The organism is Aliinostoc sp. HNIBRCY26, from assembly GCF_050235535.1.
In the GTDB taxonomy this organism is placed as follows: Bacteria; Cyanobacteriota; Cyanobacteriia; order Cyanobacteriales; family Nostocaceae; genus Trichormus.
In genome coordinates, this window is sequence record NZ_CP189852.1 from 6,281,614 (window position 1) to 6,305,089 (window position 23,476).

Here is a 23,476-nt window from a genome sequence, read left to right on the forward strand (position 1 = left end):
ATGGCTATATTTGAATTTTTATCTTTACTAAATACTTTAGATATTAAAATCTGGATTGAGGATGATCAGTTACGCTATCGCGCCCCCAAAGGAGCAATAACAGCCGCAATAAAACAGCAACTTAAGGAACGCAAAGCAGAGATTATCGCTTTTTTACAAGAAGCACAAACAGCTACACAATTAACTTCTTTATCCTTAGTTCCCGTTTCTAGAGATAAAGATTTACCTTTATCTTCTGCACAGCAGAGAATGTGGTTTCTTTCCCAATTAGATGGAGAAAGCATATTTTATAATGAGAGTTTCCAATTAAAAATTGTTGGTAAACTCTCTGTCACAGCCTTAGAACAGAGCATCAACGAAATTATTCGTCGTCATGAAGCTTTACGTACTAACTTTCCGACGGTAGAAGGTGTCCCCCTTCAGGTTATTAGACCTCATTTAACTATCAGCATTCCTGTGATAGATGTACAGGAATGCACAGAAATTGCTGTACAAAAAATCATCACTCAGGAAGTAAGTCAGTCTTTTGATTTAGGTACAGATTTCTTAGTAAAAGCCACTTTACTACAGCAAACACCAGAATATCACCTGTTGATTATCACCATGCACCACATCGTTGTAGATGGTTGGTCAATGGGGGTATTCTTCCGAGAATTAGAAGCATTGTATTCAGCTTTTATTCAAGGAAAGCCAAATCCCTTACCGGAGTTAGCAATACAATATGCTGATTTTGCTGTGTGGCAGCGAGAATGGTTAACTCAAGAAGTCCAAGAAAAGCAACTAGAATACTGGAAACAACAGTTAGCTGGCGCGCCGCCTTTATTGGAGTTACCAACCGATTATCCCCGTCCCCCAGTGCAGACTTTTGCTGGTGCGACAATTGAATTTCAAATCGACGAAGATTTAACTTCTGAGCTTGTTACCCTCAGCCAACAGTCAGGTGTCACCTTGTTTATGACCCTGTTAACAGCTTTTGCTGTTTTACTGCATCGTTACAGTGGTCAAGATGATATTTGCATTGGTTCACCTTTTGCTAACCGCGATCGCCGAGAAATTGATTCACTAATTGGCTTTTTTGTCAATACATTGGTTTTGCGTACCCAGTTGGAAGGTAATCCTAGTTTCTCCCAGGTACTAGAAAAAGTTCGCACTGTGGTTTGGGATGCCCACGCACACCAAGATATACCATTTGAGCAAGTGGTAGAAGCACTACAGCCAGAACGTTCCCTTGGCTATAACCCCTTATTTCAGGCATTATTCGTTCTAGAAAATTTCTCCCTTGATACTTTAGAGTTACCTGACATTAGTCTGACTCCAGAAATCATCGACCGGGGTACATCCAAGTTCGACTTGAGTGTCTCAGCATGGCAAACCAAAAAGGGATTAAAGGGGTTTTGGGAATATAACAGTGACCTGTTCACACCCGACACAATTGCCAGGATGATTGGTCATTTCCAGACTTTGTTAGCAGCAATAGTCAAAGATCCCCAACAAAAAGTGCGGCAATTGCCTTTGCTGACTGAAAAAGAACAGCATCAATTGTTAGTAGAGTGGAATAATACTCACACAGATTATCCCCAAGATCAATGTCTGCATCAGTTATTTGAAGAGCAGGTAGAGAAAACACCGGATGCTGTGGCTGTGGTGTTTGAAAATCAGCAATTAACTTACCACCAATTGAATTGTCGGGCTAATCAGTTAGCACATCACTTGCGGTCTTTGGGTGTAAAACCAGACGTACTGGTAGGTATTTGTGTGGAGCGATCGCTAGAAATGGCGATCGGACTTCTGGGAATTCTCAAAGCTGGTGGGGCTTATCTGCCAATTGACCCAGAATATCCTCCTGAGCGTGTAAGCTTGATGTTGGAAGATGCTCAAGTGTCTTTGTTGCTGTCTCAAAAGTCACTATTAAGTCAATTACCCTTAGATAACCGAGAAAACCCTTATCAGGTAATTTGTCTAGACCAAGACACTTTCAATTTAGCGTTAACTGAAAATCCCAGTCCTCAAAGTCAGCCTGATCATTTAGCCTACGTAATTTATACCTCCGGTTCGACAGGAAGACCCAAGGGGGTGATGATTGAGCATCGCGCCATTGTCAATTTAAGTTTAACTTGGGCTAAAACTTTCCAAGTTCAAAACCACAGCCGTTTGTTGCAATTTGGCTCTTTTAGTTTTGATTTATCCGTAGCTGAAATTACTACGGCTTTCGTCACAGGTGCTTGTTTGTATTTAGCCAATAAAGAAACTTTATTACCTAGTCAAAGCTTAGTTGACTTTTTAACAGCAAACAAAATTACCCATAGCTTTTTATCTCCTTCAGCTTTATCTGTCTTACCGAAGGCAAGTTTACCTGATTTGCAATGTCTCACAGCCGGTGGTGAGGCTTGTACAACTGAATTAGTTAATCAGTGGGGAACGGAGAGACATTTCTACAATTGCTATGGGCCAACAGAATCCACAGTGACGGCTACTATATTTCTGTGTCAACCCAATGGCAAAAAACCACTTATTGGTAAACCATTATCTAATCTCCGCATCTATATTTTAGATGCACATCATCAACTATTACCGCCAGGAATACCAGGGGAATTGTGTATTGCTGGGGTTGGTTTAGCTAGAGGATATTTAAATCGTCCTGAAATTACTGCTGAAAAATTTATTGAAATTAATCTATTTGGTCAAGTCGAGCGAATTTACAAAACTGGCGACTTAGCAAGATGGGGCGCTGATGGCAACATCGAATACTTTGGTCGCATTGATAATCAAGTAAAAATACGTGGTTTCCGCATTGAGTTGGACGAAGTCGCAACCGCGCTCAACCGCCATCCTGACGTACAGACATCCTGTGTGATTGTTCGTGAAGATATTCCTGGGCAGAAGCAACTAGTCGCCTACGTAGTGCCACATCACACAATAACTATAAGTGAACTGCGCCAATATCTCAAAGAAAAACTCCCAGAATATATGGTGCCTCATGCTTTTGTGATCTTAGAGTCTTTGCCTGTGACTCCCAACGGGAAGATAGACCGGCGCGCCTTGCCAGCACCAGACTCTCGTGAGGGACTCGAAGTCAGTTTTGTAGCTCCGCGTCATCAAACCGAAAAAATCTTAGCGCAGATTTGGTCAGAAGTGCTGAGGGTAAAGCAAGTAGGTATTTACGATAACTTCTTTGAACTTGGTGGCGATTCTATTCTCAGTATTCAAATTCTGGCCAAAGCCAAGCTTGCGGGACTACAACTGACACTTAAACAATTATTTGCCCATCAAGCGATCGCAGATTTAGCAGCAGTAGCAGGTACAATTGAGGCGATCAAGGTCAAACAGGAACTAGTCACAGGCTTAGTACCTCTAACTCCTATTCAACACTGGTTTTTTGAGCAGAATTTGGTAGAAGCACACCATTTCAACCAAGCATTTTTACTCTCATTTCCTTGTGACCTCCAGCCAGAAATATTAAAGCAAGTATTCCAGCAATTACTGGTACATCATGATGCTCTACGCCTACGCTTCACACCATCTGATGCAACTTGGCAACAAATTTATTCTGCGCCTAATGATCACCTCGCTTTCTCTTACATCGACTTATCGGCACTTTCAGAGAGTGAGCAACAGGCAGCCATTGCAGATCAAGAGGCGTTCTTGCAGGGAAATTTGCATCTGTCAGAAAATCTAGTGCAAGTAGCCTTTTTTCATTTAGGGGTTGACAAAAGAGTGAAAATACTCATAGTCATCCACCACTTAGCAATTGATGGCGTATCGTGGCGGATTTTATTAAATGATTTGCAAACCGCTTACCAGCAACTTGCTCAAGGTCAAACCCTTCAGCTTCCTCCTAAAACCACTTCGTTTCAAGATTGGTCTGAGAAATTAACAGCTTACGCACAATCACCAGCCCTCAAGTCTGAAGTCGCTTATTGGCTTGACGAAGCTCGCCTCAAAGTTCCTTCTATCCCCGTAGACTTTACAAAAGGAGTCAATAATTTTGCTACAGCCAACAGCATATTCTTGTCTTTAAGTGAGTCAGAAACTCGTGCTTTACTCCACGATGTACCGAAAGCTTACAACACTCAAATCAACGATGTGCTGCTAACTGCCTTGGTGTTGGTTTTGAGCAAATGGACTGATTCTCGCAGTGTACTGTTTAATTTAGAAGGTCATGGACGAGAAGATATTGTTGATGGTGTGGATTTATCACGTACTGTAGGCTGGTTTACAACTATCTTTCCCGTGCTGGTAGAACTTCCAGCCACAGAAAAGCTAGCAGATGTCTTAAAATCCGTTAAAGAACAACTGCGGGCTATTCCCAATAAAGGCATTGGCTATGGTTTATTACGCTATCTGAGTCAAGATCCAGAAATTGCTAACCAACTACAGGCACTTCCCCAAGCTCAAATCAGTTTTAATTATTTGGGTCAATTTGATCAACAAGTCAATACATCTTCTTGGATGCAGCCAGCTAGTGAGTCGGCGGTAAAAATGCACGGGTTGCAAAACAACCGCCCTTACCTACTAGAGATAGACAGCATTATTGCGGGAGAACAGTTACGCATAGAGTGGACTTACAGCACAAATCTGCACCAGCACGCGACAATCGAAAATCTGGCACAAGAGTTTTTTCAGACATTGCAGCAACTCATTGCTCATTGTGCATCTGGTGAGAATGGAGGTTATACACCTTCAGATTTCTCACTCGTGAAGTTCAACCAGCTAGAACTAGACCAAACCTTGGCTTTAGTCTGCAAACATCAATCAGGCAAAACTCACTGGCGAAATATTGAAGATATTTATCCACTCTCGCCGATGCAAGCGGGGATGCTATTTGAGAGCCTTTATGCTCCCGATTCTCCGACATATTTTGAGCAGTCAATTTACAATTTGAGTGGCCAGATCAACCTATCAGCCTTTGAACAAGCTTGGCAGCAAGTGATAGCAAGACACTCAATTTTGCGGACTGGTTTTGTTTGGGAGCAATTGCCACAGCCACTGCAAGTAGTGTATCGGCAAGTAGATGTGAAACTACAGACTGATGATTGGCAGCACCTATCTCCACAACAGCAGCAACAAAAATTAGAGTCGTTATTGCAGTCTCAGCGACAGCAGGGTTTCCAACTGTCTACTGCACCATTAATGCACTTGAGTCTCATAAAATTGAGTGCAAATAGCTATCAATTTGTGTGGAATTTTCACCATTTATTGCTTGATGGTTGGTCAGTACCTGTTATTTTCCAAGACTTATTGTATTTTTATCAAGCAATTCTCCAGGGTGAAACTCAGACAATACCACCAGTTTTAAGCTACCGCAACTATATTGCTTGGTTACAGCAGCAAGACTTGACCAAAGCTCAAGAATTTTGGCGACAAAAACTCCAAGGTTTTACCGCACCTACTCCGTTAACAGTCGATAAACCCTCATCCCAGCGTCAACAGTTAGACGCTAGTTACAAAGAGCAGAAAATTCAACTGACAGTGGCAGCAACAACCGCCCTACAGACTTTTGCCCGACAGCATCAATTGACGATGAATAACGTTGTGCAAGGGACTTGGGCATTACTGCTGTATCGCTACAGTCAAGAAACAGATGTAGTTTTTGGTGCTACTGTGTCCGGCCGTCCCGCATCTTTGATTGGTGTAGAGTCGATGGTAGGACTATTTATCAATACTTTGCCAGTGCGAGTTCATCTGGGAAATGAAACTGAAGTTTTGGCCTTGTTGCAGGATTTGCAGACACAACTTGTTGAATCTGAGCAGTATTCATATAGCTCATTGGTAGATATTCAAGGGCTAAGTGATGTTCCTAGAGGAACACCTTTATTTGAGAGTCTGGTTGTTTTTGATAATTATCCAGTTGATGAAGCCGCCCCAGAGAACAATTATGGTTTCTCGATAGACGATTTTCACGCCATTGAGCAAACTAATTATCCCCTCACAATCATAGCGATTCCTGGTCAGCAATTACTAGTGAGGATTAGCTATGATACTAGCCGATTTGATGATGCAGCGATCGCTCGTTTGTTGGGACATTTCCAAACATTGCTCTGGGGAATTGTTGCCAACCCCAAAGGACAAATTTCCCAATTACCATTACTCACAGCAGCTGAAAAACAGCAGCTATTAACACAATGGAATAATACTCAGGTAGACTATCCCCAAGATACGTTTATCAATCAGTTATTTGAGGAACAGGTGAAACGTACACCCCATGCCATAGCTGTGGAGTGTGGCAACCAACAATTAACCTACTATAAATTAAATAGCCGCGCTAACCAATTAGCGCATTACCTCCAGTCTTTGGGCGTAGAACCTGATGTTTTGGTAGGTATTTGTGTTGAACGTTCTTTAGAAATGGTTGTGGGACTTTTGGGTATTCTCAAAGCCGGTGGTGCTTATGTGCCACTCGACCCAGAATATCCGACTGAGCGTTTGGCTTTCATGTTAGAAGATGCCGAAGTTTCAGTGTTGCTAACTCAGCAGTCACTCCTCAACAGACTACCCCTGCATCAAGCAAAAATTGTCTGTTTAGATACTGATGCTCCAGTAATTTCCCAATCAAGTCGAGAAAATACCATCTCCGCCGTACAAACCCATAATTTAGTTTATGTAATTTATACCTCTGGTTCTACAGGCAGACCCAAGGGTGTAGCCATGAATCAGTTACCCTTGTGTAATCTAATTCTGTGGCAACTGGAGAATACAACAATTGCTCAGGATGCAAAAACCCTACAATTTGCTCCTATTAGCTTTGATGTCTCCTTCCAAGAAATCTTCTCTACTTGGTGTTCTGGTGGTACATTAGTTTTGATTACAGAGGAATTGCGCCGGAATGCCTTAGCTTTATTAAGTTTTCTGGAAGAAAAAACAGTTGCCAGATTGTTTGTTCCCTTTGTCGCTTTACAACAACTAGCGGAAGTAGCCGTTGGTAGTGGAAAATTTGCTAGTCATCTGAGAGAAATCATTACGGCTGGTGAACAGTTGCAAATTACTCCTGCGATTTCTCAATGGTTCAGTCAGCTAGGCAATTGCACTCTGCACAATCATTATGGGCCATCGGAAAGTCATGTGGTTACGGCTTTGACACTTTCTCATTCAGTAGAAACTTGGCCTCTACTGCCTCCCATTGGAAAGCCAATTGCTAATACACAGATTCAGATTTTAGACAAAAATCTACAGCCTGTACCCGTTGGTGTGCCTGGAGAGTTGTACATCGGTGGTGTCGCTTTGGCTAGAGGCTACTTTAACCGCCCAGACTTAACACAGGAAAGATTCATCAATAATCCTTTTAGTGCTGGTCGCCTCTACAAAACTGGAGACTTAACTCGCTATTTAGCAGATGGCAATATTGAATACTTAGGACGCATTGACAGTCAGGTCAAAATACGTGGTTTCCGCATTGAATTGGGCGAGGTGGAAGCAGCACTGAGTCAGTTTGAGGGTGTAGAAGGGTGTTGTGTCATTGTCCGTGAAGATACTAGGGGCGATAAACGTTTAGTTGCATATCTGGTAGCACATCAGAAATGTACACCCACAGTTAGAGAACTGCGGCAGTTTTTGAAAGCCAACTTACCAGAATACATGGTTCCCAGTGCTTTTGTGATCATGGAGTCCTTACCACTAACTCCCAGTGGTAAGGTAGACCGTCGTGCTTTACCTGCACCAGCCCAAAGCACTACTTCTAATACATATCTTGCTCCACGTACCCCAATAGAAGAACTGCTCACACAAATTTGGGCGCAAGTGCTGAAAGTAGAGCCAGTGGGTATTGATGATAACTTCTTTGAACTGGGGGGACACTCGCTACTAGCAACACAATTAGTTTCACGTATCCGCAGTATTTTCAAAGTAGAACTACCATTGTATGAGTTGTTTGCTGCCCCTACAGTTGGTGAGTTGGCGCATATCATTGGCCAGTTGCAACAAGAAACGTTAGAAATCTCTGCACCGCCTATTTTACCAAGAGCAAGTAACGCAGAATTACCCCTGTCTTTTGCTCAACAGCGTTTGTGGTTCTTAGACCAATTTGATCAAAAGAGTGTCTTATACAATATACCCACTGCTTTGCGTTTGGTAGGGCATCTGCAAATTGGGGCGTTAGAGCAAAGTTTACAAGCAATTATTCATCGCCACGAAGCTCTACGTACTAACTTCATTACCGTTGATGGACAACCAACTCAAGTTATTAGGGAACAGGGAGTAGTATCAATTGTTGATTTACAGCACTTACCCAGAACAGAACAGGAAATATTGGTACAACAATTAGTGCAAGAACAACTAATTGAACGATTCGACCTGGTAAGACAAACTTTAATTAGAGTGAAATTAATACTACTGAACCAGACAGAACAAGTCTTGTTAGTGTGTATGCACCACATTGTTTCTGACGGTTGGTCAATGGGTGTGTTTGTTCAAGAACTCACACAACTATATAACGCTTATTCTCAAGGTCAGCCCTCACCTTTAGCACCACTACCAATTCAGTACGCAGATTTCGCATTGTGGCAAAGACGGTGGTTGCAAGGGGAGGTGCTACAAAACCAACTCTCGTACTGGGAACGGCAATTAAAAGATGCACCCACTGTCTTATCATTACCGACTGACCGACCCAGACCTGCTGTACAGACTGTGACTGGCGCGATTCATGAATTTGCGCTGTCAGTGGAGTTAACTGATAAATTAGTGAAACTCAGCCAGGAGCAAGGTTGTACCCTGTTCATGACGCTGTTAGCAGCATTTGATACCCTACTGTATCGCTACACGGGACAATCAGATATTTTAGTGGGTTCACCAATTGCTAACCGCGATCGCGCGGAAGTAGAAGGGTTAATTGGCTTTTTTGTCAATACCTTAGTCATGCGGAGCAATTTGGCAGGTAATCCCAGCTTTAGTGAATTGCTGACTCGTGTGCGAGACATGGCTTTAGGTGCTTATGCTCATCAACACCTGCCCTTTGAAATGTTGGTGGAAGCATTGCAACCAGAACGGGATTTATCCCATACCCCACTCTTCCAAGTCATGTTTAACTTGCAAAATGCCCCTGTGTCTGAGTTGGAGTTAAACGGGTTAACTGTTAGTTCACTGCCAATTCCAGGTATGACAGCTGCATTTGATATGACCTTATTCATGCAGAACACTGCTAACGGACTGGTGGGAGTATGGGAATACAACACTGATTTATTTGACCACAGCACTATTGAAAGGATGATTGGTCATTTTGTGACTGTGTTAGAAGCAGTGGTGAGTCATCCCCAAGAACCCATTGACCAATTGCCTATATTAACCGCAGTTGAGCAACAAAAGTTACTACTGGAGTGGAATGATACTCAGGCTGATTATCCTGTAGGTAAATGTCTGCATGAATTATTTGCACAGCAAGCAGAACTGACACCCGATGCTGTGGCTGTGGTATTTGACAATGAACAACTGACTTACCAACAGCTAAACACCCAAGCTAATCAATTAGCCCATCACCTACAGTCTTTAGGTGTGGGAGCAGAGGTATTAGTGGGAATTTATTTAGAGCGATCGCTCTCCATGACTGTAGCACTGTTAGCCGTCCTCAAAGCTGGTGGCGGTTATGTTCCCCTAGATGTTGATTATCCCCAACAGCGATTAGCTTACATATCGGAAGATTCAGAAATTTCTGTATTGATTACCCAGGAAAGTTTACTCAACACCTTGCCAGTTGCAGGGGTGAAAGTGATTGCTTTAGATCAACAGTGGGATGTAGTGAATTCTCAACATCGAGAAAATCCCGTAAGTGCAGCAGCTCCAGAAAACTTAGCTTGTGTATTGTACACTTCTGGTTCGACCGGCAGACCCAAAGGTGTGATGTTGACCCATGCCGCCTTGGTAAATCATTGTAGTGCCATTAGTGAAGCCTTTAGCCTAACGAGTAGCGATCGCGTTTTACAATTTGCTGCTTTCGGTTTTGATGTCGCAGTCGAAGAAATCTTCCCCACTTGGTTTAAAGGCGGAACAGTCGTGTTAAGACCGACACAAATGTTTTCTTCCTTTGCCAATTTCTCCCAGTTTATTGCACAAAAACAGCTGAGTGTCTTGACTCTCACTTCCGCCTATTGGCATGAATGGATGGTAGCGGTATCTCAATCCTATGCCACTGTGCCGCCAAGTCTACGTTTATTGACTGTGGGTGGAGATACAGTTTTACCAGAAACAGTGGCGATGTGGCAGCAATTTGTAGGCGATAGAATCACTTGTCTCAATGCCTACGGCCCCACTGAAGCATCGGTGACAGCCGTAGTCTATGATGTGCAGAATTTCCACCCAGAAAAAACCAATACAGTCCCCATTGGTCGTCCTGTCGCTAATACAGAAATTTACATCTTGGACTCTCATCTGCAACCAGTACCAATTGGCGTTAAAGGCGAATTGTACATTGGTGGTGTGCGGTTAGCACAGGGTTATCTCAACCGCCCAGAATTAACACAAGAAAAATTTATTCCTCACCCGTTTAAAGATGGAAAATCCCATCGTCTCTATAAAACTGGAGATTTGGCACGTTATTTACCTGACGGTAACATCGAGTTTATCGGTCGCCTTGATGATGTGGTGAAAATCCGAGGTTTTCGTGTGGCGATCGGAGAAGTCGAAAGTCTGTTAGTTCAGCATCCTGATGTAATTTGTCAGGTGGTCATAGTCAGAGAAGACCAACCAGGACATAAACAGTTGGTCGCTTATGTTGTCTCTGATAATCCATCCTTAACCCAAAATGAATTACAAAGCTTCTTAAAACAAAAGCTACCCAGTTACATGGTTCCCACGGCTTTTGTGATGTTGGAAGGTTTACCAGTCACGACTAATGGCAAAGTTGACCGTCGCGCCCTACCCGCACCCTCCCAAGAGATTGACCTCAGCAACTTTGTTTTCCCCACCACTCCCACACAAAAACTCATAGCAGATATTTGGAGCAGTGTTTTAGGCACAACACAGCTAGGTATTCGCAATAACTTTTTTGACATAGGGGGAAATTCTTTACGAGCGATACAGGTGATGTCTCTATTAAGAGAAGCTTTACAACTAGATTTACCCCTACGTTATCTGTTTGAAAACCCTACAGTCGCAGAACTAGCAGCAGGGGTTGATAGATTACAAATCAGCCAGAAGGATACCATTACCAGAGGAACTATCCCAGATTTAAAAGCAGAAGCTGTCTTAGATCCCAACATCCACATCTCCAGACAGCGTTGTGATGATTATCACCAGCCCAAGCGTATATTTTTAACGGGAGCCACAGGTTTTCTAGGAATTCATTTGCTTGATGAACTTCTACAACAAACCCAGGCTGATATTTATTGCTTGATTCGAGCTAGCAATGCTCAACAAGCACAGCAGAGGCTGCAAAGTCAACTCAAGTTTTACAAACTCTGGGAAGGAATTGACACAAAGCGGATCATTCCTGTAGCTGGAGACTTAGCAAAAAGCTATTTAGGTCTGTCTCAATCAGAGTTTCAGCAGTTGGCTAGTGAAATAGATGTGATCTATCACTGTGGTGCTTTGATCAATGTGATCTATCCTTACTCTGTTTTAAAAGGAGCTAATGTCCTGGGGACAGAAGAAATCATCCGATTAGCTAGTGAAACCAAAGTCAAACCTTTGCATTTCATCTCCACGACATCTGTTTTATTAGCATCGTCTCCCAATGAAGATGGATTAATTCTGGAATCAGACCCGCTTGAGCAATATCAAGTTCTTGATAATGGCTATGTCCAAAGCAAGTGGGTAGCAGAGCAGTTAGTTATGCAAGCTCGTGATTTGGGACTTCCTGTGGCTATTTATCGAGCCGCAAGAATTACAGGACACAGCCGAACTGGGGTAAGTAACACAGATGATTTATGGTGCAGGCTGGTGAAAGGCTGTTTACAAACAAAAATAGCCCCTGATATTGACTTAGAAGATAACCTGACCCCTGTAGACTATGTCAGCAAGATCATTGTTCATCTATCAGGGCAAAAGCAGTCTCTAGGAAAAGCATTTCACCTAGTCAATCCAGACTCTACTCCTCTCAAGCATTTGTTTAAATTGCTTTGTGCTTTAGGATACCCTGTGCAACTGATTCCTGTAGAGCAATGGCATTCAGAAATTACACGTCATCAACAGATGTATGGTCCAGATAACTTAAGATTTTTGTCTCATATCATACCCAAAACCACGGCAGATACTTGCAAAGAACCAGAATTCGACTATCAAAACACTATGAATGGTTTAGTAAATACTGATATCATGTATCCTGCATTAGACAAAAACCTACTGAAAACTTACATTTCTTATTTCATAAGTAGCGGTTTTATAGATGACCAATTGATGACAGAGCAAATGGCGTTTGGTAATAAGGCTAACTAACTATAGGAATCCGCTTTGATTTCTGAAATTGTTTGCGTAGTGAGGGAACAGGGAACAGGGAACAGGGAAGAAGCAATAAAAGTGTACCTAGCTTCGCAAAAATTAAATACGAGTCCTATATATCAAATTAGTAGTTTGACAACCTCAAATTACCAAATGAAGGTGGACAGGGGAGCAGGGTAAAGTCTTTTATTACCCTTTCCCCTTTTCACTTTGACCAATAAGGATTAAATTGCTTCCTATACATCAAATCAAAATCACAATATTTTTAGAATATGCAAGCTCAAATTTCCCGCGATCAACCCATAACAAACCCTTATTCAGCTTTAACTCAATTTTGGGAAAATATCAAAGCCCTGACTGAACCTTACTGGTATCCAACCCAGGCGGGGGGAAGAGCATTTTCAGCAGTGATTCGTTCCTGGGGAATGCTGATTACCCTCATTCTCCTCATAATTGGGCTTGTGAGTCTAAATGTATTTACTAATTTTATTTATCGGTATTTAGTCGATATTACTATTACAGGAAAGGATGTTTCTAAGTTTTTTGATACTGTATTTATTTATAGTATAGCCCTGATATTTGTCACAGCTTTTGTCGGGTTATCTAAATTTGTGAGAAAGCAAATTTCGCTTGATTGGTATCAATGGCTGAATAATCACATTCTCGCAAAATATTTGTACGGAAGAGCATACTACAAAATAAATTTTAAATCTGATATTGATAATCCTGACCAACGTCTATCTCAAGAAATAGAACCGGTTATTAATAATGCTTTGACATTCGTAACTACTTCCTTGGAAAAAATTCTAGAAATCATAGCTTATATTGTAATTATTTGGACAATCTCTCATCAAGTTGCCATTATTTTAGTTATTTATACAGTTATAGGTAATGTGGTCGCTGTATACTTGACTCAACAGTTAAATAAGATTAATCAAGAAGAACTAGAATCTAAGGCTGACTACAACTATTGTCTGACTCATGTCAGAGTTCATGCTGAATCAGTTGCTTTCTTTCGGGGAGAAAAACAAGAGTCTAATATCATTGGTAAAAGATTTAATAAATTGGTCAAAAATGTTCAGCGTAGGATTGACTGGGAAAGAAATCAAGACGTTTTTAATAGAGGATATCAGGCTGTAATTGAAATATTTCCATTTCTTATACTAGGCCCCTTATATATTACAAATAGGCTAGGTTTTGGAGAAATTAGTCAAGCTTCCTTGTGTGCATATTTGTTTGCTAATTCCCTCGCAGAATTAATCAATGAATTTGGCGTTTCCGGTCGATTTTCTATTTATGTTGAGAGGTTATCTGAGTTCTCTTCTGCTTTGGAAGAAGTGGCGAAAGAGCCAACAAATGTTAGTATAATCAAAACAGTAGAAGAAAACCATCTCACTTTTGACAATGTCACCTTACAAACACCCAATTATGAACAGGTGATTGTCGAGGATTTATCACTTTCTGTTCAGCAGGGAGAAGGTTTATTAATTGTGGGGCCGAGTGGTCGCGGTAAAAGTTCTTTATTGAGAGCGATCGCAGGTTTGTGGAATGCTGGAACAGGTCGTTTAGTCCGCCCGCCGCTAGAAGAGGTCTTATTTTTACCCCAACGTCCTTACATCATTTTAGGCACTCTGCGGGAACAGTTACTTTATCCTAATACCAATCTTCAATTGACCGATAACCAACTAAAAGAGGTTTTACAAAAAGTTAACCTACAAAATGTGTTAAATCGCGTCGAAGGCTTTGATAAAGAAGTCCCTTGGGAGAATATATTATCGCTGGGAGAGCAGCAACGTCTAGCATTTGCAAGACTATTAATTACTCATCCTAGCTTTACTATATTAGATGAAGCAACGAGTGCTTTAGATTTAACTAATGAAGGGCATTTATATCAACAATTACAAGAGACAAAAACAACGTTTATCAGTGTTGGACACCGAGAAAGTTTATTTCAATATCATCAATGGGTTCTAGAACTATCGGAAAATTCTACTTGGCAACTTGTCACTGTGGAAGATTATCAAAAGCAAAAACAAATTGTTACTAATCCTCCTCCAGAAAATGTGCCAATTACTATTAATAACCCGCCTACAGAAACCACTGTGACAACAAACATCATCACAGGGTTTTCTCACAAAGAAATGCAGACATTAACAGATTATTCACTCGGCACAATTAGAAGCCGAGCCAGTCAAGGAAAATCCATCACTACTAAAGACGGCGTGACTTACCGCTATAACAAAGACCCCAAAGTATCGAAATGGTTGAGAGTTTAACTATTACTTACCGCGATGTGCAACTTATTTTTAAAACCCCTCTCCAAACCTCTCGCTTACAAGGAGAAGCCACTGCGTTGGGCGGGTTTCCCGACTTGTTCGCGTAGCGTCTCCCCTTGGGAGAAGCAAGTGGCGTAGAGGCTTTGATTTTTGCTCCCCTTCCCTACAAGGGAAGGGGTTGGGGGTTAGGTTTTAGAGAAAGTTGCACACGGCGTTACTCAGGGATTTGGTATTGCCCTATTTGATGAAGTATGATGTATTATGAGTGTACTACCCTGAGTAAACAACGCTCATTAGGGGTATAGGGGGTTCAAGCGTTGGAAGATGTCAAAATCAGAAAAGAGAAAAATGGCCACCAGTCGCGAGGTTTACGATCGCATTATCTGGGATGTGCGTCTTGATACTAGTGCTTTTGTTGTCGGGTTTCAAGAACGTCTTTCATCTACAGGTATCAGAGAAAAACCTCTGGCACAATGGGCGACAGATGGGGATATTCCTTGGCACCGCATCCGCTATATCCGTTGTGGAGAGGTGGTTGTTTGGGATCGAGAACAGCATTTAGATTTAATTTCCTCTGGCGATTTACCTGCGGCGGCGTGGAAAAGTGAGACTACAGAAAATCTCGTGGAGAAAGTTGTCACTGTATTAGATAGCACAGCGATATTCACTCCGCGACCTGTTTATAAATACCATATCTCAGGTTGGCAAGCAGATACACAAAAAGCTACCGCAGTCAACTTAGAAACTTTGGCGATCGCTAGTTTTAACGTGCTTTGTGATATCTATGAGAAAGATAAAATCGCCACTGAAAAAAGATTACCAGTAATTGTTGAGCAGTTACGTCAATGTAACGCCGATATTATCGCCATCCAAGAAGCTACACCGCCTTTATTAGAGTTACTTTTATCGCAAACCTGGGTACGCAATTATTACATCTCTGATGACAGCAAAGCCGCAACAGTAAAACCTTACGGTAATTTATTATTGTCGCGTCTACCTTTTACACTGGTTGAGCATCAATTTTCTGGACACAAACGAGTATTGGTAGGGAGTTGTGAAATTAACGGTCAATTGCTGCACATTGCCGTCCTGCATTTAACCAGTGATTACGCCCAAAATGCCCAAGAAAAACGCCAACGTCAGCTAGCTACTATATTGGCATATCTGCAAAAGCTACCAGGAAATAGCTTGATAGCTGGTGACTTCAATACAAGAGGTAACGAACAAGAAGACATATTAACGGCTGCTGGATGTGTCGATATCTGGGAACAACTACATCCAGATGTAGCAGGTTATACATTTGACCCGCAACGCAACGCCTTAGCAGCTTTGATGAGTTTAAAGGGAATACCAGTTAGACTTGATCGCATTTTACTGCGGAGTCAAAACCGTGATTGGCAACCACAGTCAATTGACTTATTTGCTTGTGAACCAATAGCAGGTACAGAGGGGAAAATTTATCCATCCGATCATTTTGGTGTGCGTGCAGTTCTGAAATTTGCCAAGTCTTTTCCAGCCTCCGCCTTAAGTACAGTGCGCCCCGTTTATCAAAGTGCTGTAGTTGTGATTCCACCTGATCATGTTTTACCTGCTATCCAAGCCATCCGTGAGCGTTATGATGCTAGAGTTGAGCGTTGGATGGCTCACATTAATTTACTCTACGGCTTTCTACCAGAATCTTATTTTGCTGAGGCGGTAGAAATTATTGCGCCTGTACTGGCTCAACTACAACCATTTCAAATTACCTTAGCCGACTTCCAAACATTTACACATCGTCAAAGTTCTACAGCTTGGTTGCGTCCTGTTGTCCAGCCAGAAAAGGCATTGCATGAGTTACAGGCGGTACTAGAAAATCTGTTTCCCCAATGTAACGAACAAAGCAGCAAAACAAAAGCAGGTTTTACACCCCATCTCAGTGTCGGACAATTCCCCAGTCCTGAAGCAGCCTTAGCTGAGTTACCGCAATGGCAACCAGTTAATTTTACAGTTGATGCGATCGCCTTAATTAGCCGTCGCGGTGATGAGCCTTTTGAGGTGAGACATATTGTGTATTTGGGACAAGGGGGACAGGGGGGAAGTGAATTAGGGGAGTTGGTTAAGAAGTGGGAACCTGAATTAACTTCCGCGCAGCAATTACAGCGTGACACCGTGTTAGAAGTGGTGACTCAAGCTTGTGCCGAATGTTTGGGTTTTCCACCATCATTACAGTTATTGGGTTCGGCGCGTCTTGGGGTGCAAAGTTCCGACAGCGATTTGGATGCTGTGTGTGTGATTCCTACTTATTTATCTGGGGAAGGGTTTCTAACTAGCGTCCAACAAAAGCTACAAGGATTGTGTCACACTCAACTGGTATTAGATGCACGAGTACCGATACTGCGCCTGCAATTAGAGGGAATATGCTTCGATTTACTTTATGCAAGGGTGGAAAACTACCAATTGGCGAGGAAAAATCCGCACAATCTTGACCCAATTAGCTTAAAGGCTATTGTTGGTTGTTGGGAAGCAGATGTAATTACTGAGGTCGTTAGTCAATACGTATCTCTAGACACCTTCCGGCAGCTATTGCGAGCAGTACGCGCCTGGGCTAAAGCCAGAGGTATTTACAGCAATACTTGGGGTTTCCTGGGTGGTTTCTCCTGGGCGTTGCTCTGTGGTTTTTGTTGTAAATTTGACCAAACATCAGACACAAATATCGAGAAATTACTGAGTAATTTTTTCCAAATTCTGCACAATCATGACTGGCAACAGGCAATTGCACTTACTGATGTAGGTAGACAATATAAAGTACAATCACCACGAGACTGGCTACCTATAGTCACATCAATAGAGCCATGTCAGAATACTGCTCGTAATGTCACCCGTTCTACTGCCAGGATCATCCAAAGTGAATTTGCTAGAGGCGCAAAACTCACTCAACGAATTTTAGCCGGTCAAGAGAAATGGACGACTTTATTTGAGCCAATTAATTTACACCAAGAATCAGAGATTTTCTTGATATTAAAGGTGAGTAATCAAGATAAACACGCGCTAGAAAAATGCTGTGGTATTTTAGAAGCTTACATCATTAGTTTAATGATTCAGCTTGAGCAAATCGGCATTTTTGTGCGACCTTGGACAAATATTCAACAGATAGGAAATACAGCGCGCTTAGTGTTGGGTTTGCATCTGAGTGCTGATTTGCCAAGCACTACTGTAGAACAGTTAGCGAGAGATTTTCTAGCGCAGTTAAATTGTCAAAATAGTAGTTTTGAGGTGATGACGGTTAATGATGCTTCTGGGATTCAGTAGTCCTCGCCTCCTCACCATCACACACAACTCGAAAACCGAAATAGTTGACGCGCTCATCGCGGTAGTATGAGTAGCGAGCAGCAGAACGGCAGTGTATAGGACTGAAGCTCAAAAAACCACCGCGCAGCATCCCGATGCGATTGTCGTTCTCATTTATCCAAACACTACCATCTACAGGTGCGCCATGATAATTGTCATGCCAACCGTCTTGACACCACTCCAAAACATTACCGTGCATATCATATAAACCAAAGGCATTAGCAGGGAAACTGCCTACTGGTGTTGTTTGCCGTCGAAATAGTCCTTGGGGTGCAGAAGCATAAGTTTGACTAGCATCATAATTAGCTAATTCTGCTGTAATGGTTTCCCCAAAGTGAAAGGGTGTATTTGTTCCTGCTCTACAGGCATACTCCCATTCCGCCTCACTAGGCAAGCGATAATTGCGACCTGTGATATTGCTTAACTTTTTACAGAACTCTACCGCATCATCCCAACTTATTTGTTCTACAGGTCTATTTTCACCTTTGAAAATGGCGGGATTATTTCCCATAATTGTTTGATACTGTGCTTGGGTAATTTCATATTTGCCTATGAAAAAAGGTTTCAGTGTGACATTACGCTGAGGACTTTCATCTGCGCTTCGTCCTGGCTCTGATTCTGGTGAACCCATAATAAAAGCACCACCAGGAATCGCCACCATTTCCAATGTCACGCCATTACCTAAATTTTCTACAAAATGTTGCGCTATTCGCCTAGCTTTGGCAGTGATTCTACCCTGGGCATTGACTCTGACTGTTTCAAACTCAAAATTTTGTAACGGGGTAGAATTAGGATTGAGTTCAGTATTTCCATTTTGGCGGTAATTTGCACTGACTGGATGCCCTACAACAGATAGCAGTAAACTTGCTCCTCCTCCACCCAGGCATTGCAAAAATTGTCTGCGATTGATTAACGATAAAGTAGAGTTACCTGATCTGGTTAACGCTTTTGTCCTCATGGTTGAACTGTTATAAGGATAAGGATGAATGAGTCAGCCTTCCAAAAAATCCAAAATCTAAAATTTGGAGGGTCAAGACAAACACGCTGCTAAATCTTGTTCTGGGGTAGTAATCGGCTTGAGATGATAGGTTTCTGACAGTAACTTGACTACATTAGGTGTGAGGAAAGCTGGTAGTGTCGGGCCGATGCGAATATTTTGAATACCCAGGTGCAGTAATGTCAATAGAACCGCGATCGCTTTCTGTTCATACCAAGATAATACTAAGGATAATGGCAATTGATTGACACTGACACCAAAGGCATTGGCTAAAGCTACCGCAATCTGAATAGCTGAGTAAGCATCGTTACATTGACCTAAATCCAACAGTCGTGGAATCCCGCCGATATCACCCAAATTTTTATCAAAGAAACGGAATTTACCACAACCTAACGTTAAAACAATACAATCACTCGGCATTTGTTCCACTAATTCTGTGTAGTAATTGCGTCCTGGTTTGGCACCATCACAACCGCCAATTAAGAAGAAGTGTTTGATTTGACCTTGTTTCACACCCTCAATTACCGTATCAGCTACACTCAACACAGCATTGCGCGCAAAACCTGTAGTTACACTCCCACCGTCTTGTTCATCAGTAAATCCTGGTTGTTCTAACACTTTCTCAATGATCGGCGAAACGTCACGAATGCTAATATTTGGCAACCCAGGAAAACCAACTGGCCCCAGTGTGAATACCTTATGTTTGTAAGATTCATGGGGAGGCATGAGACAATTAGTAGTCATGGCGATCGCACCAGGAAATTTTTCAAATTCATGTGTTTGATTTTGCCATGCAGTACCGTAATGTCCGTAGAGGTGCGGGTAAGTCTGCTTGAGTTTGGGATAGCCATGTGCCGGCAGTAATTCACCATGGGTATAAACTTTAATATCAGTTCCCACTGTTTGTTCGAGAATTGCTTTCAATGCTAATAAATCGTGTCCTGAAACCAGGATGGCTTTACCTGGAATATGTCCCAGAGGTACAGATGTCGGGATAGGATGACCAAAGGTTTCTGTATTGCCAGCATCCAGTAATTCCATTGCTTTGAGGTTCATTTGCCCAACTTTCAGGGCTAAATCTAACCAATGCTGTAAAGTTTTATCTTGGTCGTCAAGGTGTGCCAATACTTCATGGAAAAATCTGTAGAGGTCTTCATCATGCTCTTTAAGTTCCAGAGCATGGAAAGCATAAGCAGCTACACCCTTGAGTCCATATAATACGGTGAGCTTCAGGGAGAAAATATCTATATTTTTAGCCGATTGACTGATAAATTCAAATTCTAGGTCTTTTCCCTGCTGAATTTGTGCTTGGAGGTTACTAGCAGGTTGAAAATTAGTGATCGCCGAATCAACAACAGTATTACTGATTGCTTGAATTTTTAACTTGAGACTATCACGTAAAGCGATCGCGCGATTGATGAAAGCTACAAAATCATCCGCCGCGAAGTTCACATTTGTCAGCGTGGAGAAGAGCATTTCACAGGTGAACTCATCGGTATCACGGGTAGGGATTCCCAAAGAATTAGCTTGTAGAGCCACCTGGGACAATCCCCGTAAACAATGCACCAACAAATCTTGTAAAGCGTCAACTTCTGGACTTTTACCACAAGCTCCCCACTGATGACAGACATCGCCACGGGTAGTTTGTTCACACTGGTTACAGAACATAGTTTGTTTCTCAACTCTTCATGCTTCCAGCGTATTCTTTGCTTTTTGGTAAGTCCTTGATTTAAGTCAAAAGTTGGGGATTGGGGACGAATCAATTCAAAATTCAAAATTCAAAATTCAAAATGAAGAAGAGGTGGGGATTGGGGACTGGGGACTGGGGACTGGGGACTGGGGACTGGGGACACTTCGGCAAGCTCAGTGCATCGCTGGGGATTGGGGATTGGGGTTATCAGTTACTTGGTCACTATTCCCCATTCCCTATTCCCTGTTCCCTATTCCCTTAGAGAGTCAAAGATTGAGCGTCGGTTTCAATTAACTTGGCTAAATCTTGTAAAAACGCGGCTGCGTGTGCGCCGTAAATAATGCGGTGGTCGCAAGTGATATTGACCTGCATTTGTTGGCGGACTGCAAACAAGCCGTCTGGACTAGCGACAACTTGGGGACGGGATGCACCAACCGCTAAGATTGAACCTTGTCCTGGGGGTAAAATGGCATCAAATGTATCTACACCAAACATTCCTAAGTTGGACACGGTGAAAGTGCCACTGTTGTATTCATCTGGTTGGAGTTGTTTGGCTCTAGCGCGGTCTACTAGAGATTTCCAGTTGCGTGAAAGTGAGTAAATGTCTACTTGATCAGCATTTTTTAATACAGGTGTAATTAAACCGCCGTCATCCATTGCCACAGCTACGGAAATATTGATGTCGGAATGGTAAACAACACCTTGATCTGAATAACTAGCATTTAAAAGTGGGTGTTTTTGTAATGTCACCGCTACTGCTTTCGCCAGTAGTGCTGTCATGGTGACACCCTTCGATTTAATTTGTTTGTAAAGTTTGTCTAATCCATCAGTGGTGATTGTGTAACCCACACGGAATTCTGGTACTGCTAGGCTAGCAACCATATTCCGAATGACGGCATTTTGTAGAGTATTGAATGGCGCGATTTGACCAGGAACGGCTGCAACTGGTGCAGGTGCGGGTGTGCGGGGTGCGGGTGCTGCTGGTGCAACTGGGGTAATGCTGGGTGCGGGAGTAACTGGTGCAACTGGTGCAACTGGTGCAGAAGTTTTACCAACAGCAGATTCGACATCACCAGCGACAATCCGACCGTAGGGGCCGCTACCTTTGAGGCTGTTTAAATCTACTTTTAATTCTTTGGCTAACTTCCGCGCTCTGGGTGATGCTACAAGTCTACCTTCTTTGTGGTTAGAACCGTTTTGAGATGCTGTACTGGCTGCACCAACTAAGGTTTTAGCAGGAATTGGTTCAGGGGTGGGAGTAGCCGCAGCCGCCGCACCGGAATTACCCATAGATTTAGCAGCTTCAATTTCCGCTTCAGTTTCAGCCACATAAGCGATCGCAGCTCCTACAGGCGCACTGTCACCGGCTTGCACTACGATATGTGCGAGAAACCCTTCATAGAAGGTTTCTACATCCATATCTGCCTTATCTGACTCCACAACCACCACTGTTTCGCCTTTTTCCACTTTATCCCCTGGCGATTTGACCCAGGAAACAATTTTACCTTCCGTCATGGTGGAACTCAGGGCTGGCATGAATATTTCGTGAATGCTCATATGGTGGTTCTAGAATCAATGGGTTTATGGACTTTAACAGCTTTTGCCAGATCGAATTGTATCTTGGCTAGAGAGTTTTATATTTAAGATTTTCTATTTTAAATCGAGTGTGGGGGATTGGGCATGGGGACTGGGGACTGGGGATTGGGGACTGGGGATTGGGGACTGGGGATTGGGGACTGGGGATTGGGGACTGGGGATTGGGGACTGGGGATTGGGGACTGGGGATTGGGGACTGGGGATTGGACAGAAAAACTCAAAATTCAAAAGTTTTTCTCCCCCTGCTCCCTGCCCCCTGCTCCCTGCCCCTCTGCCTCCTACCTTGGAACATCTAGGCAGGCTTTATGTCTATGCTTTCATGTCGTTTATTCGCTGTTGGTGCTGGCGATCGCTCAATGGAATCAATTTTTCACGGTTCATATTCAATTTTTGTGTAATTTTGTATCTCTTGTCACCAATTGTTACAGACGATTATGTTGTCCAAAATCAAGTTACCATCGAAGGATAGTTAAAAAATCATAAAGTTAGCAATTTTGTTGTTTAAAATATTGACTTTTAAAATACCTGTTTAGTTTTATGCCAGTAAAACTGAAGTTTTTCTTGATTTTGATGCTCAGTGTAATTGCTACTGCTGGTGCTGGTGTGTACCTGATTCAGCATCAAACAGCTATGCCAATCCCAGACACTTTTAATACTCAGCCACCACAGCAGTTATCACCTGTGCAGCAAACTCAAGCGGTTGTGGAAGATGTGGAACGCGAAAAATACCAAAATATGCCTTTGGAAAATCTGAATTCCATTTTACAGGGTAGTGATCCAATCAAGCTGGCACAGAATTTTTTAGATGATGTCAGACCCTCCAAAGGCGATCGCAAAATAGAGGTTGAATACCCACAGCCTCATCAGTCTATCGTCACGGTGATTCAAAAAACCAAGTCTCAAGATGCTACATCTGAGGTGATGAGATATCGATTGGAGATGAATAGTTTCGGGCGATCGCTCTTATCCAGTTCACCCCCGATTTGGCGTATTGTGTGGGTAGGTTCTCAAGTTCAATGTCCTACTAAAAACCTGACAAAAAAGAATAATCCCAAATTAAAAACCCCCACCAAGCCTGTGCAAGATGGGTTTGATAAAGAGTGCTGAGTAGTGAGTGCTGTTAGCGGTAGCGCGGCGTTTAGCCGGTGCTGAGTAGTGAGTAATGAGTAATGAGTGAAGTTTTTCTTCCCCTACTTCCCCTGCTTTCCCAGTCCCCAGTCCCCAATCCCC

At 42.6% G+C, this 23,476-nt stretch carries 8 protein-coding genes; 4 read left to right on the plus strand and 4 right to left on the minus strand.

Going from position 1 to position 23,476, the window contains the following annotated elements; all coding sequences use genetic code 11:
- The 3 genes from ACQFX9_RS26560 (at position 1) to ACQFX9_RS26570 (ending at position 17,924) form a co-directional block, all read left to right on the plus strand.
- Positions 1-12,357 (plus strand): amino acid adenylation domain-containing protein, encoded by a 12,357-nt coding sequence (locus ACQFX9_RS26560; protein WP_427159544.1) that lies wholly within the window; start codon positions 1-3, stop codon positions 12,355-12,357.
- 275 nt (positions 12,358-12,632) lie between these two features.
- The gene (locus tag ACQFX9_RS26565; RefSeq protein WP_427159545.1) at positions 12,633-14,636 is read left to right on the plus strand and encodes an ABC transporter ATP-binding protein/permease; all 2,004 of its coding nucleotides are present in this window, start codon (positions 12,633-12,635) and stop codon (positions 14,634-14,636) included.
- A gap of 348 nt (positions 14,637-14,984) precedes the next feature.
- Positions 14,985-17,924: a poly(A) polymerase gene (locus ACQFX9_RS26570; RefSeq protein WP_427159546.1), complete on the plus strand. Its 2,940-nt coding sequence runs from the start codon at positions 14,985-14,987 to the stop codon at positions 17,922-17,924.
- Here ACQFX9_RS26570 and ACQFX9_RS26575 read toward each other — a convergent pair.
- The 4 genes from ACQFX9_RS26575 to ACQFX9_RS26590 all read right to left on the minus strand — a co-directional run bounded on the left by ACQFX9_RS26575 (position 17,899) and on the right by ACQFX9_RS26590 (position 22,474).
- Positions 17,899-18,921 (minus strand): formylglycine-generating enzyme family protein, encoded by a 1,023-nt coding sequence (locus ACQFX9_RS26575; protein WP_427159547.1) that lies wholly within the window; start codon positions 18,919-18,921, stop codon positions 17,899-17,901. The genes ACQFX9_RS26570 and ACQFX9_RS26575 overlap by 26 nt on opposite strands.
- Before the next feature lie 72 nt (positions 18,922-18,993).
- Positions 18,994-20,628, minus strand: a complete 1,635-nt coding sequence (hcp, locus tag ACQFX9_RS26580) for a hydroxylamine reductase (RefSeq protein ID WP_427159548.1) — start codon at positions 20,626-20,628, stop codon at positions 18,994-18,996.
- Between the two features lie 280 nt (positions 20,629-20,908).
- Positions 20,909-22,207 (minus strand): dihydrolipoamide acetyltransferase family protein, encoded by a 1,299-nt coding sequence (locus ACQFX9_RS26585; RefSeq protein ID WP_427159549.1) that lies wholly within the window; start codon positions 22,205-22,207, stop codon positions 20,909-20,911.
- 93 nt (positions 22,208-22,300) lie between these two features.
- The gene (locus ACQFX9_RS26590) at positions 22,301-22,474 is read right to left on the minus strand and encodes a hypothetical protein (protein ID WP_427159550.1); all 174 of its coding nucleotides are present in this window, start codon (positions 22,472-22,474) and stop codon (positions 22,301-22,303) included.
- Between the two features lie 309 nt (positions 22,475-22,783).
- Here ACQFX9_RS26590 and ACQFX9_RS26595 point away from each other — a divergent pair, with 309 nt between their 5' ends.
- Positions 22,784-23,353, plus strand: coding sequence for a hypothetical protein (locus ACQFX9_RS26595; RefSeq protein WP_427159551.1), 570 nt, complete (start codon positions 22,784-22,786; stop codon positions 23,351-23,353).
- The last annotated feature ends 123 nt before the right edge of the window (positions 23,354-23,476 follow it).

What these genes read in the sequence shown, in the direction of transcription:
- ACQFX9_RS26560 (WP_427159544.1), top strand. Translation starts at nt 1, where the DNA reads ATGGCTATATTTGAATTTTTATCTTTACTAAATACTTTAGATATTAAA.
- ACQFX9_RS26565 (WP_427159545.1), top strand. Translation starts at nt 12,633, where the DNA reads ATGCAAGCTCAAATTTCCCGCGATCAACCCATAACAAACCCTTATTCA.
- ACQFX9_RS26570 (WP_427159546.1), top strand. Translation starts at nt 14,985, where the DNA reads ATGGCCACCAGTCGCGAGGTTTACGATCGCATTATCTGGGATGTGCGT.
- ACQFX9_RS26575 (WP_427159547.1), bottom strand. Translation starts at nt 18,921, where the DNA reads ATGAGGACAAAAGCGTTAACCAGATCAGGTAACTCTACTTTATCGTTA.
- hcp (WP_427159548.1), bottom strand. Translation starts at nt 20,628, where the DNA reads ATGTTCTGTAACCAGTGTGAACAAACTACCCGTGGCGATGTCTGTCAT.
- ACQFX9_RS26585 (WP_427159549.1), bottom strand. Translation starts at nt 22,207, where the DNA reads ATGAGCATTCACGAAATATTCATGCCAGCCCTGAGTTCCACCATGACG.
- ACQFX9_RS26595 (WP_427159551.1), top strand. Translation starts at nt 22,784, where the DNA reads ATGCCAGTAAAACTGAAGTTTTTCTTGATTTTGATGCTCAGTGTAATT.